The following is a 14478-nucleotide window of genomic DNA, read 5'->3' as shown; positions in this document are numbered from 1 at the left end:
GCGGGTGGTCGGTGCTCATGAGCTGGGCTATTTGAAATTCCTTGCTGTGTGCCTGGATGGGTCCCGTCTTCGGCCATGGATTTTACCTCTCCTTTGGCGATGAGGGGAAACCCCCGGGCAAGGTTTCTGTGTTCAATTGTTGCTTTGGTGTCCTTGGCGTTGGGGGCATGGTGGCATGGTGGCAAGAAAGGGGCATCAGCAGAGACTGGTTGCACATGATAGTGATTTGAGTAGATCGCAGATGAAAATTGAAATAATTGTCAAGAAGGAACCCCCCCCTTAGGTATCGCCTAGGCTCGTATAGCCTGTATAATTCGTTACTCGCCTTAGCGGAAGCCGTCTTCTAGACAGCTTGTCTCCTTGAAGTACCAGCACTCACCTTGGCAGGCCGCGCGGCACTAGGATGATCTGTTAAGCGTTGTGTGCACCTAGGCATTCAAATCGCTCGGTAAGTATGCGCTTTTGACGGTGATGCCCCGGCTGTTTCCTGGGACAGGGCTGCATGTCGTGTTCGCTCCCTTGTACCCAGCGGGGAGTAGGCATCCGGACGCTGCGTTGATGTCAATACTGCGACGTCATTTGTTGCAAACTGGTTTGGCTAAGTTTGGTACGAGCATTATTAACCTTTGGCGTTCGGGCCAAAAAAATGGATTTAGAGGATTCGAATGAAAGCAATTGTTACTGGCATTACAGGTCAAGACGGTGCGTACCTGGCAGAGCTATTGCTGGAGAAGGGTTACACGGTCTACGGCACTTATCGCCGCACCAGCTCTGTCAATTTCTGGCGTATCGAAGACCTTGGCATTGAGTCACACCCTAACCTGCATCTGGTCGAGTACGACTTGACCGACCTATCGGCCGGCATTCGCTTGCTGCAGACCACCGAAGCTGACGAGGTCTACAACCTCGCCGCTCAGAGTTTTGTGGGCGTTTCCTTCGAGCAGCCGCTGACTACCGCCGAAATCACAGGTTTGGGTGCGGTCAACCTTCTGGAGGCCATCCGTATCGTCAACCCCAAGGTCCGCTTCTACCAGGCGTCTACCTCGGAAATGTTCGGCAAGGTCCAGGCCATCCCGCAGGTCGAAAGTACGGCTTTCTACCCGCGGAGCCCTTACGGGGTAGCAAAACTCTACGCTCACTGGATGACCATCAACTACCGTGAATCCTACGGCATATTTGCCACCAGCGGCATCCTATTCAACCATGAATCGCCCCTGCGTGGCCGTGAATTCGTGACCCGCAAGATCACCGACTCGGTCGCCAAGATCAAGTTGGGAATGCTGGACAAGATGGAGCTCGGCAATATGGATGCCAAGCGAGATTGGGGTTTTGCCAAGGAATACGTCGAAGGCATGTGGCGCATGCTTCAGGCCGACGAACCGGATACTTTCGTATTGGCAACCAACCGCACCGAAACTGTCCGTGACTTCGTCACCATGGCTTTCAAGGCAGCCGACATCGAGATTCAGTGGCACGGTGAAGCCGAAGGTGAGCACGCCATCGACAGGGCGACCGGCAAGGTCGTGGTTTCGGTGAATCCGAAGTTCTATCGCCCTACCGAGGTTGAGCTGTTAATCGGTAACCCCGCGAAAGCCAAGGAAATTTTAGGCTGGGAGCCGAAAACTAATCTGGAAGAGCTGTGTCGGATGATGGTAATGGCCGACCTGCGCCGTAATGAAAAAGGATCTTCCTTCTAATGACCACCGCTGGCAAACGTGTACTGATAACAGGGATTCATGGTTTCACCGGGCGCTACATGGCGGCCGAACTTCAAGCCTACGGCTACGAAGTGCTGGGGACGGGTACTCACCCCTCGGCGGAAGCCAATTACCATCAGGTGGACCTGGCGGATGCGTCAGGTCTGAACACGCTGCTGGCAGCGCTTCAACCGGATATTGTTGTGCACCTTGCCGCCTTGGCCTTCGTCGGTCATGGCGCGGCGAACGCTTTCTACCAGGTCAACCTGATTGGCACCCGAAACCTGCTGGAGGCGATCGCCGCTTGCAGAAAGACGCTTGACTGTGTGCTGATCGCCAGCAGCGCCAACGTATACGGCAACGTATCTGAGGGCTTGCTGAATGAAGAGGCTCCTCCAGCCCCTGCCAACGACTATGCGGTAAGCAAGTTGGCCATGGAGTACATGATCAAGCTATGGTATGGGCGACTGCCTATCGTTGTTACGCGCCCGTTCAACTACACGGGAGTGGGGCAGGCCGATAACTTCCTGCTGCCTAAAATTGTTTCTCACTTCCGCCGCAAGGCCGAGAAGATCGAGTTGGGCAACCTTGATGTATGGCGAGATTTCAGCGATGTACGCGCGTTGGTGAAAGCCTACCGCGGCTTGCTTGAGGCGCAGCCTCTGGGTCAGACAGTCAATGTCAGCTCGGGAAAGGCGTGTTCGCTGCGAGAGGTAATCGACAAGTGCAGGGTCATCACCGGGCATCAGCTGCAGGTTGAGGTCAATCCGGCCTTCGTGCGTGCCAACGAAGTGAAAACCCTATGTGGCGACAACGCCAAGCTGCGGGCATTGGTTCCTGGCTGGCAGACACCTGCACTTGAGGAAACCTTGGCATGGATGCTCGCTAAATAATTGAGGCTCAGCCCGCCTTGCGGGCTTAGGGATTTCTGCGTGCCAGCGTTGTTGGTACACCTTTGAGCCTTCGTCAGTACCATCGAAACATCCGGCAATGGCATTGATCTGTTGTGTTGCTGAGCGCTCGTCCCCCTTATGTTTACCCACGCCAACGGCTTACTGCTGCGTCTTCTTGGCCCCGCAGCCACAGCCCGTGTCAGTTTGCGTCCCTGGTTTTCAGCGAGCGCGTCCGTACCGTTCGCGTTGGCAGTGTATCAGTGGAGTGGGGCGGGTTCCTGAATGATAGTATCCTGCTTGAAAAGGGCTTCTCGCTGATGAGTGCTTAATGGCTGCCTCGTCTCGCACCCGCCCACGAGTCAATGTGGGTCGCCGGTAGCGGAAGAAAGGGTAATCTGGCTGCCAAGTATCGCCTCAAAATGCAACAGCGTTTCCAGACAGGACACTAGACCATGAAGGTTGAGAAGATATGGATCGATTTAGTGCATTTTTACTGAGACTACCGCGTCGGGACAAGCGGATCATTCAAGTGGCAACAGACGTTGTGCTTGTCTGGGGTGCGCTGTGGCTCTCCTTCATGGTGCGCCTCGGTATCGAAGACATGTACAACCCGCTGAAGGTACATACCTGGTTGTTCCTGTGTGCTCCGGTGGTAGCCATTCCGCTCTTCATTCGATTTGGGATGTACCGGGCGGTAATGCGTTATTTTGGTAACGATGCCTTGGTCGCCATCGTTAAGGCGGTTAGCCTCTCCTCGTTGCTGCTGGCGGTGGTGGTGTATTGGTACAGCAATCACGAAACCGTCGTCCCTCGCTCTATCGTTTTTAACTACTGGTGGCTGAGTCTGGTGATCATCGGTGGCTTGCGCTTGGCGATGCGCCAATATTTCATGGGTGATTGGTCCAGCTCAGTGAACTACGTACCGTTCCGTACTAAGGACGAGGGCTTGACGAAGGTCGCTATCTATGGCGCTGGAGTGGCTGGTAACCAGTTGCTCGCTGCACTACGCATGGGCCGCTCTATGCGCCCGGTGGCGTTCATTGATGATGACAACGGTATTGCTGACAGCATTATTTCTGGCCTGCAGGTCTTTAAGCCCAGACACATTCAACAAATGATCGATGTCACCGGGGCTCAAGAGTTGCTGTTGGCCCTGCCGTCCACCACGCGCGCGCGCCGCCGAGAAATTCTTGGGTTTCTGGAGGGCTTTCCCCTGCACGTGCGCAGCGTCCCCAACTTTACCGACCTGGCAAGCGGCCGGGTGAAAGTTGACGATATCCAGGAAGTGGACATCGCTGACCTCCTGGGGCGCGACGCTGTGCCCGCACAGGCCGACTTGCTGGCGCACTGTGTCACCGGCCTGGCGGTCATGGTCACCGGTGCAGGCGGCTCAATCGGTTCAGAGTTATGTCGTCAGATTGTTTCCCTGCGGCCCACGCTGTTGGTGCTGTTCGAACACAGTGAATTTAACCTTTACAGCATCATGACCGAGCTTGAGCAGCGTCTGGCTCGCGAGTCATTGCATGTGGAATTGCTGCCGATCCTGGGGTCAGTCCGTCACCCACATAAGCTGCTCGATGTGATGAAAACATGGTGTATCAATACCGTTTATCACGCGGCGGCGTACAAGCATGTACCCATGGTGGAGCATAACGTCGCCGAAGGCGTGCTGAACAATGTTGTAGGGACGTTGAACACCGCCCAAGCCGCTTTGCAGGCAGGCGTTGCGAATTTCGTGCTGATTTCCACGGACAAGGCTGTACGGCCGACGAATGTGATGGGCAGTACCAAGCGCCTTGCCGAGATGACCTTGCAGGCGCTGAGTCGGGAGGTCGCGCCAGTGCTCTATGGTGACCCTGCCAATGTTGCACGCGTTAACAAAACGCGCTTCACGATGGTGCGCTTTGGCAATGTACTCGGCTCCTCGGGCTCGGTCATCCCGCTGTTCCATAAGCAAATCAAATCGGGGGGGCCGTTGACGGTGACGCATCCCAAAATCACTCGCTACTTCATGACCATTCCCGAAGCCGCACAGTTGGTTATACAGGCAGGCTCAATGGGACAGGGGGGGGATGTATTTGTATTGGATATGGGCGAGCCTGTGCGGATCGCGGAGCTGGCAGAAAGAATGATTCATCTGTCCGGGTTGAGCATTCGCTCCGATAAGAACCCACAGGGCGATATTTCGATCGAATTCACTGGGTTGCGCCCTGGTGAAAAGCTGTATGAAGAGTTGCTGATCGGCGACAACGTAGTGGTGACGCGCCACCCAATGATCATGAGTGCTCACGAGGATTTTTTGCACTGGGATCTGCTAAAGGGGCAGTTTGTTGAGTTACTGGCCGCTGTGGATGCCGACGATTACAGCACAGTGCGTGAACTTCTGCGCAAGACGGTGAGTGGCTATGCGCCGGACGGTGAGATTGTTGATCTGATTTATCAGCAGAAGCGGTCAGAGCCATGATGAGGAGGGGGGAATTAGCGTGCTTGCCCATTGGACGCTTTAACGAAGATGTGTGTGACGGCTCCGACTGAAGGTTGTTCGGCCTAGTGCCGCGTACCTGCCACGTTCAAGCTACTTAGGTCTGGTTTCACTATAAATAACCATCGCTCGATCAGAATTGCTGAATAACTTCTGTATATAGTGTAGTGGGTACATCACCGTCTCATTCAGGATGAGCCCCAGTGCTTTGGGGAAGGTAGTCTTCATGGGGACGCCCCGGATCCCTGACTTTCTGGTGCGTTCCTCCATGTCCATGCTGAGCTTTTGAGATTCGTTCTTTCGTACGAGAAAATTTGAAAGCGGAAGCAAGATATTTGACAGGGGGAACGTCAAGCCGGCGACGTGTGATATTTTTAGGCCGTGCTTTTCAAAAACGTCAGAAACGGTTTGTTTTGTATACCTTCTGTAGTGTCCGGCAATTTCGTCCTCGATGCCCCAGTGGTTCAGCGAGCCCGGGACAATTGTTATAATTGTACCCAACGGTCTCAGTGCGGTTTTCGACCTGTTGATAAATGATGCCTCTCGAGCCTCATCAAAGTGTTCCATTACCATGCACGAAATAACTAAGTCGAACGCTGATTCACATTGTTCGCTGAGCCAATCCCCATTGATAAGCGAATACCTGCCGTCGGCTAGCTCAGCTGTAAATCGCTTGCTCAATGCATCGATTGTGGTGGGCTCGAGGTCATAGGCGGTGCCTGTCCAGCCAAGGGCCAACAGCAGGGCAGATATATGCCCGGAGCCGGCACCGATTTCAACAAAACGTCCAGGTTTCAGAAGCAACAGGCGTTCCTTCAGGTACATAAGTTGCAGGATTGTTCCCGGGGGGCGAGCTTCCATACTGTCCTCTGGCGTCGTATAAGTAAAGTTCAAGCGTACCATTCGGGTTCGGTGCGAACAACAGCAGCCGGTCTGCGCGGGAGACGGTCTCCAGTCGGAGGGGTATCGATTACGTCAAAAATCTTCAAAATGGTATTTTTGCGTTGACGGCAGGTAGCCAACGGTTAGTCTATGCACTGCTTTGCAGTGAAGCTGAGCAGTGGAGATTTTTCGAACAATGACGTCACTAAAACTTGCGCAAGAGACATCGACGGCAGCAACACTCTCGCCGGTCAAATACCGACACGATATAGACGGGCTCCGTGCAATAGCCGTGGGTACCGTCGTATTATTCCATGCCTTCCCATCTGCCTTGCGAGGCGGATTCATTGGGGTAGACATATTTTTTGTTATCTCAGGGTTCCTTATATCCTCTATTTTGATCCGAGAGTTGAGCGTCAGCGACTTCTCGATCGGAAGGTTCTACTCAAGGCGAATCGCCAGGATTTTTCCGGCACTCGTAGCGGTCTTGACCGCCTGTCTCGTGTTCGGGTGGCTGGCCCTGCTGAGTGATGAATATACGTCTCTGGCAAAGCATGCACTTGCCGGCGCAGGTTTTGTGTCCAACCTGCTTCTGTGGAGCGAGGCCAGTTACTTCGACGTTGCCTCTGATACCAAGCCGCTACTTCACTTGTGGAGTCTGGGGGTTGAAGAGCAGTTCTACCTGGTATGGCCGCTATTGCTCGCTGCGCTTTGGCGTGTGCGTCTGAAGGTGAGTTTGATGACAGCGATTGGCATAATCATCGCGTTGTCATTAGGCGTGAATTTATACCAATCAACACAGAATCCGACGGCAGATTTCTATTCGCCCCTGACTCGGTTTTGGGAATTGCTGGTCGGTGCGTGGGTTGCCTGCTCTGGGAGTCGCTGGCGTCCGTCAACCGTAACGTCCAACACCATGTCGTGCGCAGGTGTCGCCCTGATAGCTTTAGGTCTGGTGACGATCACCAGCGAGGATGCGTTTCCTGGAGCGCTTGCGTTGCTGCCTGTGTGCGGGGCCGCGTTGCTTATGGGGGCAGGCCCCTACGGGATGGTCAATCGCACGCTACTGTCCAACAGAGTGTTGGTAGGCCTCGGCCTCATCAGCTATCCCCTTTACCTGTGGCATTGGCCGCTGCTCGCGTTTCCTCGAATTCTGGATAGCGCAACTCCGCCGGCTGCCAACCGTGCCGTGTTAGTTGCGGTAGCGGTTGCATTGGCGTGGGCTACATACCGATACATTGAACGCCCAGTCCGCCAGAACAAGGTCGCCAAGGCGACCGTAGTAAAAGGCCTTTGCAGCGCCCTAGTGCTCATTGCGGCCGGAGCCGCTACCATTTTCCTGAACAATGGGTTTGGATCTAGATCCGGTGCCAATCCGGTAGAGCTTTACCCAGGTACATTAGGGAATGAACCCTACCTGGCTTATCTTGGCAAGAACTTCTATCAGTGTTCCGACCAAACGTTAAAGAAAATGGCATCCAAGGATAATAGGTATGGATATCGATGCTTTCAATCCAAACCATCTGGACCAATAGATATGCTTCTTCTTGGGGATAGTCACGCCGAACAACTGCTCCCAGGGGTGGCTGAGCAATTCCAGAGCCTTAACGTGGCGTCATTCCTTCAGCATGAACTTCCTGTGCTCGACTGGAAAGGCTTCGAAGGCGTGTTTCAGTATGTGGCTGCGGATAAAGATATAAAAACGGTTGTGGTGGCTGCCATCTGGGGCACTAAAATAACCCACAACATGGAAGATTTGACTGCGCGACTGACGGCAACCTTTGACGTGTTTAATCGCTCAAATAAAAAAGTGTATGTGTTTGATGACATACCGACCTTTGTTTTTGATCCTCAGAAATGCAAATATGGTCGTCGCTTTGCATCCAGTAATCCTGAATGCTCGTACAGCGTGGCCAGCGGTAAAGGTCCAAGCATGTTCTATATGCAGCCGCTGCAAGCTGCCGTTGCCGCTAATGGGAAGGTGAAGTTCGTTTCGGTACGGAAATATTTTTGCGATGCAATCGTCTGCAGAATGACCGATGGGCAATCAATTCTTTACAGGGATGACAATCACCTCAGCATTTCAGGTTCTAAATACCTCGCCGACAAGCTGGTGCAGGACAAGGTGTTTGATTAGTCCTGCAAGAAGGAGGGCCGGACCCAGGCAGGCAAACGACGAAGCCCGCGATGCGGGCTTGACAATCGAAGTTCGTTTGCAGAATTAGCCACGGGGCAATGGTGCATCGTCACATTGCGTTGCTACGCAACGAACGCTCGAGAATATCAATCACCCGTTGTTGCTGTTCGTGAGTTAGTCCAGTCCATAATGGCAATCGAATCAGGCGTTCCGATTGTTGGTCGGTAACTCTCAACTCCCCATGGGTACGGCCAAACCGACGACCCGCGGGTGAGGAGTGCAGGGGAACATAGTGAAACACCGAATTTATGTTAGCGTGTTTGAAAGCTGACAGCACTACTTGCCGGTCAACCGAAGCTGACAATAGTATGTAGTACATATGCGCGTTATGGATGCAGCCCCTAGGAATAGTGGGGCGCTTGAGTAGCCCTCCAGCCTCAAGAGACTCAAGCGCTTGATGGTAAAAGCCCCAGCTGGCGAGCCGTGACTGAGTGATTTTGTCTGCATCCTCCAATTGAGCCCAAAGAAACGCAGCGGTCAACTCACCCGGCAGGAAGGAAGAGCCAACATCTTGCCAAGTATATTTGTCAATTTCCCCTCGAAAAAACTGACTGCGGTCAGTCCCTTTTTCTCTAATGATCTCAGCGCGCGAGCTATAATCTGGGTTATTGATGAGTAATGCTCCCCCTTCTCCAGAGATGACATTTTTTGTTTCATGAAAACTGTACGTTCCAAGGTCGCCGATGCTACCGAGCGCCCGGCCCTTATAGGTAGCCATGACGCCTTGGGCTGCGTCCTCAATGACCCTTAGGTCATGCTTTCGGGCAATTGCCAGTATGCTATCCATTTCGCACGCGACGCCTGCGTAATGCACAGCCACGATGGCGCGCGTACGCGGGGTAATTGCGGCTTCAATCAACTGTTCGTCAATGTTCAGGGTGTCCTCCCTTATATCGACAAAAACGGGAACACCTCCGCGCAACACGAATGCGTTTGCAGTTGATACGAATGTATAGGAAGGCATGATGATTTCGTCCCCTGGGGCGATATCAAGCAAGAGTGCGGCCATTTCAAGTGCGGCAGTGCAGGAGTGAGTCAGCAATGCTTTGGCGCATTGAGTGCGCTCTTCGAGCCAGCCGTGACACTGTTTTGTGAACGGGCCATCGCCAGCCAGTCGGCCATTGAAGTGAGACTCGGCAATGTAATAGAGCTCTTTGCCCGTCATGTGTGGCCAGTTGAAGGGGATTTTTTGATCTGGCATGTTATCATCTCTGCTCATGTTGAGTTTTATTCAGGTCGGCGAGCCTATATCAGCCTCTGGCGGCAATCACGGTTCCGATGACAATAAGCCCAACACCTAGGCAGCGCTGAAAGGTAAGGGGTTCAAGCAGTAACCAGCTGCTAAGTAAAATGACAACGACAAAGTTCAAACCCATGAATGGATAGGCATGGCTCAGTTCGAATTTGGTCATGGCTGCCATCCATGTCAGCGAAGCAAGAAACCCGGCAAAAAAGCCTGACAAAATGATGGGGTCCAGAAAAAGCAGAAACAGAAATTTCAGTTTTCCCTCGGTATCACTTGGGAATGCACCGTGACTGGAAATCCTGAGCTTCAGTGCCAGCTGTCCGTAGACGGTAAATCCTATAGTTGCAAAAATATAAAAATAATCAACGAGGCGTGGCACTAAATATCCTCCTGCACAGCCAACCCAAAACCTGTAGCGCCGTAGCCGTTGCCGTTATATAGCATGTAGCGTTTCCCATCATGATCTAACACGTAAGGGTACTCAATCATCTGAGAGTCCCATCCCTCATCGGAGACTTCAATATCATCGTGAGTACGAACCCACGCATTCCCATTTCCACTGGCGTTCTCGGCATGACCAATTCGATATGTCTCGCCTGATCCGCTCCGGTATGAGAACCACATTTCCAAGCTGCCGTTGGGATTCCTCACTACTGTGGGCCTTGAAAAGGCTTGTGCAATACCCAAGGTAAAGGGAACGGACAATCCATGCTTTGTCCAGTCATGTCCATTGGCTGATGACGCATACTTAATCACGTGAATCATTTCGCCATTACCACCATCCCATGCATCGGTCGAACCGTACCACATGTGATAGCCCCCGTCTTGGTTATGCATCACCCACGGATACGAAAGACTAATTGGATCAATAACATCCGAAGTCATAAACGGGCCTTGTTGGGCGATAGACAGTGAAAGATCTGGTGTTAAGATCAGGCGCCCAATATCGCCTCTCCAGTGATGCCCAGGGACGTTTTGCCACCCCATAAAGAGCATATAGGTCGTGCCGTCGACTTCGTAGCAATTCCCGATGCTAACACCAGCACCGTAGAAACTCGTCCCATCGCCATGAATGAAAAACGGCTCAGTATGCTCCTTGACGACATCGCGCGTGACGATGTCAATGTCGACGGCGCCTACCGACGAGCGGTTATCTGCATCGCGGCCGCTGTAGAATATGCGATATATATTGCCGCCAATCAGGACGGGTAATGGGTTGGCGGTATGCGTGAGTAATTTAGCCGATCTTCCCAAGGCGGGTGGCTTATACAGCAAGCCAAGTTTCTTCCAGACACGCATCAGATTTTTCTCAGCTTATGGCTTGGAACCTTGGAGCGATCTGTGGCGGAGCCGATGTAGACCCCCGATGGATCGGCGTCCGAGAGTATTAATGTGCCTGCGCCAATGACACATTCAGCGCCAATACATACGTGGTCTCGAATAGTTGCATTGACACCAATAAAACAACGCTCACCAATCTCGACGCCACCCGAGATGACGGCATGGGACGCAATAAAGCAGTGATCATCGATTTTCGAATGGTGCCCGATGTGGTTGCCACTCCAGAGTGTCACATTATTTCCGATATGCACAAAAGGTTGGATCGTATTGTCTTCCAGAATAAAGCAGTTATCCCCGATTACATCGTTGTTGAGAATAGTCGCGCGGGAACTAAGGTAGCTTGCCAGTTTATAGTCTTTTCGTTTCGCTGCGAAATATTTTTCTTGTCTTACTTGGTTGAGTTTTGAATAACTGAAGGCAATAAACATTTCATGGTCACGGGCGGGGTATACTTTATCTACCTCTTCAAATGTGACGACGGGCAGGCCTGAGAACTCCGGCAGGGTATAATGTGATTGATCAACGCAGAAAGCGACCACGTTATATTCAGAGTCGTGCTCGAAATAGTAGTGCGCCACCTGTGCAATATCACCTGCCCCATATATGACCAGTGGTCGCCTCATTATTTTCTCACCAAGATAGTGAACTCGTAGAGGTCGTAATCATGCAGCAGGGCAATGTTTCTTGAAAACGTCCTTTTGCAGAAATCAAACGCCCTCCCGGGGTCAAGATAGAACAGGCCTTCACGCATTTTGTCCGTGTCAGAATAACTAGTCAGGCAGTTAAAGGCGAACCCGTTCCTGCTAAAGCGATTCAGCAGGTTCAGCGTGCTCTCGATGTAGGTCCACCATTCTTCTTCAGTGGCCCCTAAGCGTACATTGAAAATGCCGCTGGCAATTCCATAGTCGGCTACCTCTTGAGGCTCCGCAGCGTGAACAAAGTAGGTATGGGGTGTAGTCGAGTAACGCTCCTTGGCTGCCTGAATCATATCTTCGGAGATGTCGATTCCGTGATAGGTGTAGCCGCGATAGTGCTTGGCCAGGTAGTCCTGAAGGGCGCCATACCCACATCCAAGGTCATTGACGGAGAAGCCGGACTCGCAGGTTATAATTTTAGACAGCTGCTCGAACCTGATGTTTTGGCTTTCTTCGCCATTCCAGTCTACGCCACGGGGGGTCTCCCCGTGAATAGCTAGCTTTTCAGAGTAGTAGGATGCAACATCCTTTATAATAGTGTCCTTCTCCAACATTTGTTCCTCCAAGTGCGTCGCCGCTGGCATTAAGTGTATGGTTAATCAGATTTTTGTCGTGTTTGGAAAAACGCGTCAACTGATTGCGGTTCGACGAACCGGAAACCCAGAATTTCTTGTTGTGCTGCACTAAGGCCGGAGCTATCCAGATTGAGTGGAATGTTGATCTGTTGTTTGAAGTAGGGGATTGTGAAAACATGATTGATTGCGCGGCGTTCCACATCGGTGGTGTTGAAGCCACCTGCGTGATAGGCCATGCAATCCATGATGATGAAAGAACCCGCTGGAGCTTCTATTTGAATGGCATTGTTATGGATATATCGATCCGATGGGAAGTCCGTTGACTTGTGGCTCGCGGGTAATACATAAGTGGCCCCATTTTGGCACGTAAAGTCGTCTACGCAGTAAAGGGCGTTGATGGCCAAAGGTGATGATGAGGTGAAGTGCTGATAAGGCAGGTCGCGATGCCACGCAGCTTGATTATAGGTCTGTTTGGGCGGGTTGATGAGGCCATTTTGCTGGTTTAATATAAATTTTCCGACGATGAGTTTCTCGATAACCGACAGTAATTTCTGGTTGAGTGCAAGGTGCAGGAAGAAAGGCTCTCCATACAGTATGGGGGCCCTGATGGTATTGGCCTCGTCAATTTTGACCAGCGCGTCGAGACCGTAACGTTGAGCGTACTGTTTTCTGGCCTGTGTAAACGTCGCCTGCGCAGATTTAATCTCGTCTATTAAATATCCCGAGTGGAGAATCGCATATCCAAGATTTTTGACCTGTTCAACAACTTCATCGACTGCCGAAGCTACTGAGGTCTTGTGCAATATCCCGTAAGCGGCGATTGGAGGATTATTCATTCCTTTTCCCCTGATGTCTCTGAGCGGTACACCTCGCGAGTGATTGTGTAAGGGCGATTTTTTACTTCAGTAAAAATTTTGGATATGTAGATGCCTTGTATTCCGATGAAGAAAATAATCAGGCCTGAAAAGAGCCAGACGGATGCAATGATCGACGTGTAGCCGTCTGGAGGGCTGGAGATGAAGAGATACCTGAAAACCAAATACACAATATACAACAGGGCGGTGAGTGATATGGCCAGCCCTGAATAGAATGTGAACACTAATGGGAGGCTGCTGAATGATGTTACCGCATTGACTAAATGACTGAATTTTTTGCTCAGAGAGTAAGTAGTTGGACTGGTGGCGTGTTTAACTATCTGGCAAGGCGTCTGCTGGAATCCGGTGATCACCCAAAGACCGCCAATATTAAGTTCGCGCTCTCTGTGCATAAGTAAGGCCTCGACATAGCGTCGAGACATCAAGCGCGCGGTCACGATATTGTCTGATTGATTTACGCCAGTCAGTTTTCGAAATAGCCGATAAAATATTGAGCCCGTTAACTGTTCGAGCCGTCCGCCTTTACGCTTGCCTTGTACACCGTAAACGACATCGCAATTTTCGATTTCGAGCTGCTGTTGAAATTTGACAAGCCATTCAGGTTCTTCTTCGAGATCGCAGTCCAGGAGGAAGACTTGATCTCCGGTCGAATAACTTAAGCCTGTCATCATTGCTTTGTGATGGCCAAAGTTGCGTGAGAGATCTACAACAACGACATGGGGGTCGAGCAGCGCTATGCTTTTGGCCGTCTCAAGGCTGTTGTCGGGGGAACCGTCGTTTACCAGAATTATTTCGTAGCTGTTCCCCGAGTAGTGCGCGGCAGCATCCTTGGCACGACGGCAAAACTCTTCCAGGTATTGAGATGACTGGTACATTGTTGCGACCACGGATAGTTTCATAGTGATTTTGCTCGTTTCACAAAGTCGGATGAGGCTGGGCCGCAGTTGAACAGAAGGTCAAGCACTGACACACCATGGGCGAACTCTCCCCATAATTGGTCGTATATCGGATACCCTTCGTAGCTCATCCATTGTACGGCTACATGGTTGCTCTCGAATAACGACGTGTCCAAGTAATTTTTCGCCGCTGGCCCCGAAAGATATTCAGTGCCTCCCGCAGCCATGCAGATGTCGAGGAGCCGTTCAGACTTGCCATCCGAAAAATCGTAATCCCAAGAGTTTTTAATCGTTGTTTTTATCTTTAGGTAGGCGCAAATAGATTCAATCAGTTGCCGGTTTAACTGAGATAAATGGCTGTACGTCTTCTCGCAGTACAACGGCTCCAACCAGTCCGCAATTTCATAGAAGTATCGGGTGCGCCGGTAGTTTTGATTGAGGGCCTTCCAGTGGTCAAGGCTCCATTTGGTCCCGTCAATTTCGGTGTCTCGAATGGTCTGGTCATATTTGCCTTTAACCTTTACAGGCACCGTCAGCCACTGTACGCCCTGAGGCGTTTTTATCTGATTTCTGTTTCGCCAGTCGCGCCGGGTATACTGCATGTCGTCATAAAGAATAAATTCATCGACCATCGAGATCATGTCGAAATAGCCTTTCCACGGGATGTAGTTCGACTGACTGATTGCAATTTTCTTCATG

General features: G+C 51.6%; 13 protein-coding genes. 4 read left to right on the top strand and 9 right to left on the bottom strand.

Annotated features, from left to right (window positions below; genetic code table 11):
* Positions 1 to 665: 665 nt before the first annotated feature.
* The 3 genes from gmd to ACZ9GA_RS20820 all read left to right on the top strand — a co-directional run bounded on the left by gmd (position 666) and on the right by ACZ9GA_RS20820 (position 5054).
* Positions 666 to 1697, top strand: coding sequence for a GDP-mannose 4,6-dehydratase (gene gmd, locus ACZ9GA_RS20830; protein ID WP_457360957.1), 1032 nt, complete (start codon positions 666 to 668; stop codon positions 1695 to 1697).
* Complete coding sequence (locus tag ACZ9GA_RS20825) at positions 1697 to 2590, top strand: GDP-mannose 4,6-dehydratase (protein WP_457360958.1); 894 nt, start codon at positions 1697 to 1699, stop codon at positions 2588 to 2590. The genes gmd and ACZ9GA_RS20825 overlap by 1 nt, the downstream gene beginning before the upstream one ends.
* Positions 2591 to 3059: 469 nt before the next feature.
* The gene (locus ACZ9GA_RS20820; protein WP_457360959.1) at positions 3060 to 5054 is read left to right on the top strand and encodes a polysaccharide biosynthesis protein; all 1995 of its coding nucleotides are present in this window, start codon (positions 3060 to 3062) and stop codon (positions 5052 to 5054) included.
* Positions 5055 to 5165: 111 nt separating this feature from the next.
* Here ACZ9GA_RS20820 and ACZ9GA_RS20815 read toward each other — a convergent pair whose 3' ends face one another.
* Positions 5166 to 5933, bottom strand: a complete 768-nt coding sequence (locus ACZ9GA_RS20815) for a class I SAM-dependent methyltransferase (RefSeq protein ID WP_457360960.1) — start codon at positions 5931 to 5933, stop codon at positions 5166 to 5168.
* A gap of 217 nt (positions 5934 to 6150) precedes the next feature.
* Here ACZ9GA_RS20815 and ACZ9GA_RS20810 point away from each other — a divergent pair, with 217 nt between their 5' ends.
* Positions 6151 to 8091, top strand: a complete 1941-nt coding sequence (locus ACZ9GA_RS20810) for an acyltransferase family protein (protein ID WP_457360961.1) — start codon at positions 6151 to 6153, stop codon at positions 8089 to 8091.
* Between the two features lie 109 nt (positions 8092 to 8200).
* On the opposite strand, the gene rffA is transcribed toward ACZ9GA_RS20810, so the two are convergent.
* From rffA to ACZ9GA_RS20770, 8 genes are read right to left on the bottom strand one after another with little or no spacing between them, the layout of a single operon-like run.
* Positions 8201 to 9352 (bottom strand): dTDP-4-amino-4,6-dideoxygalactose transaminase, encoded by a 1152-nt coding sequence (gene rffA / locus ACZ9GA_RS20805; protein WP_457360962.1) that lies wholly within the window; start codon positions 9350 to 9352, stop codon positions 8201 to 8203.
* Between the two features lie 49 nt (positions 9353 to 9401).
* Positions 9402 to 9776, bottom strand: a complete 375-nt coding sequence (locus ACZ9GA_RS20800; protein WP_457360963.1) for an EamA family transporter — start codon at positions 9774 to 9776, stop codon at positions 9402 to 9404.
* Complete coding sequence (locus tag ACZ9GA_RS20795; protein ID WP_457360964.1) at positions 9776 to 10696, bottom strand: glycoside hydrolase family protein; 921 nt, start codon at positions 10694 to 10696, stop codon at positions 9776 to 9778. The genes ACZ9GA_RS20800 and ACZ9GA_RS20795 overlap by 1 nt, the downstream gene beginning before the upstream one ends.
* A complete protein-coding gene (locus tag ACZ9GA_RS20790) occupies positions 10696 to 11361 on the bottom strand; it encodes an acetyltransferase (RefSeq protein ID WP_457360965.1) in 666 nt (221 codons plus the stop codon). The genes ACZ9GA_RS20795 and ACZ9GA_RS20790 overlap by 1 nt, the downstream gene beginning before the upstream one ends.
* Positions 11361 to 11987, bottom strand: a complete 627-nt coding sequence (locus ACZ9GA_RS20785) for a class I SAM-dependent methyltransferase (protein ID WP_457360966.1) — start codon at positions 11985 to 11987, stop codon at positions 11361 to 11363. Before ACZ9GA_RS20785 ends, ACZ9GA_RS20790 begins: the two co-directional genes overlap by 1 nt.
* 41 nt (positions 11988 to 12028) lie before the next feature.
* Positions 12029 to 12844 (bottom strand): phytanoyl-CoA dioxygenase family protein, encoded by an 816-nt coding sequence (locus tag ACZ9GA_RS20780; RefSeq protein ID WP_457360967.1) that lies wholly within the window; start codon positions 12842 to 12844, stop codon positions 12029 to 12031.
* Entirely contained in the window at positions 12841 to 13782 is a 942-nt protein-coding gene (locus ACZ9GA_RS20775) for a glycosyltransferase family 2 protein (RefSeq protein ID WP_457360968.1), read from the bottom strand. Before ACZ9GA_RS20775 ends, ACZ9GA_RS20780 begins: the two co-directional genes overlap by 4 nt.
* Positions 13779 to 14477: a WbqC family protein gene (locus ACZ9GA_RS20770; RefSeq protein ID WP_457360969.1), complete on the bottom strand. Its 699-nt coding sequence runs from the start codon at positions 14475 to 14477 to the stop codon at positions 13779 to 13781. Before ACZ9GA_RS20770 ends, ACZ9GA_RS20775 begins: the two co-directional genes overlap by 4 nt.
* Between the last annotated feature and the right edge of the window lies 1 nt (position 14478).

The organism is Pseudomonas sp. TE3644 (genome assembly GCF_056278815.1).
The sequence above is the reverse complement of the archived record's forward strand: the minus strand, read 5'-3'. Positions and strand labels throughout refer to the sequence as shown.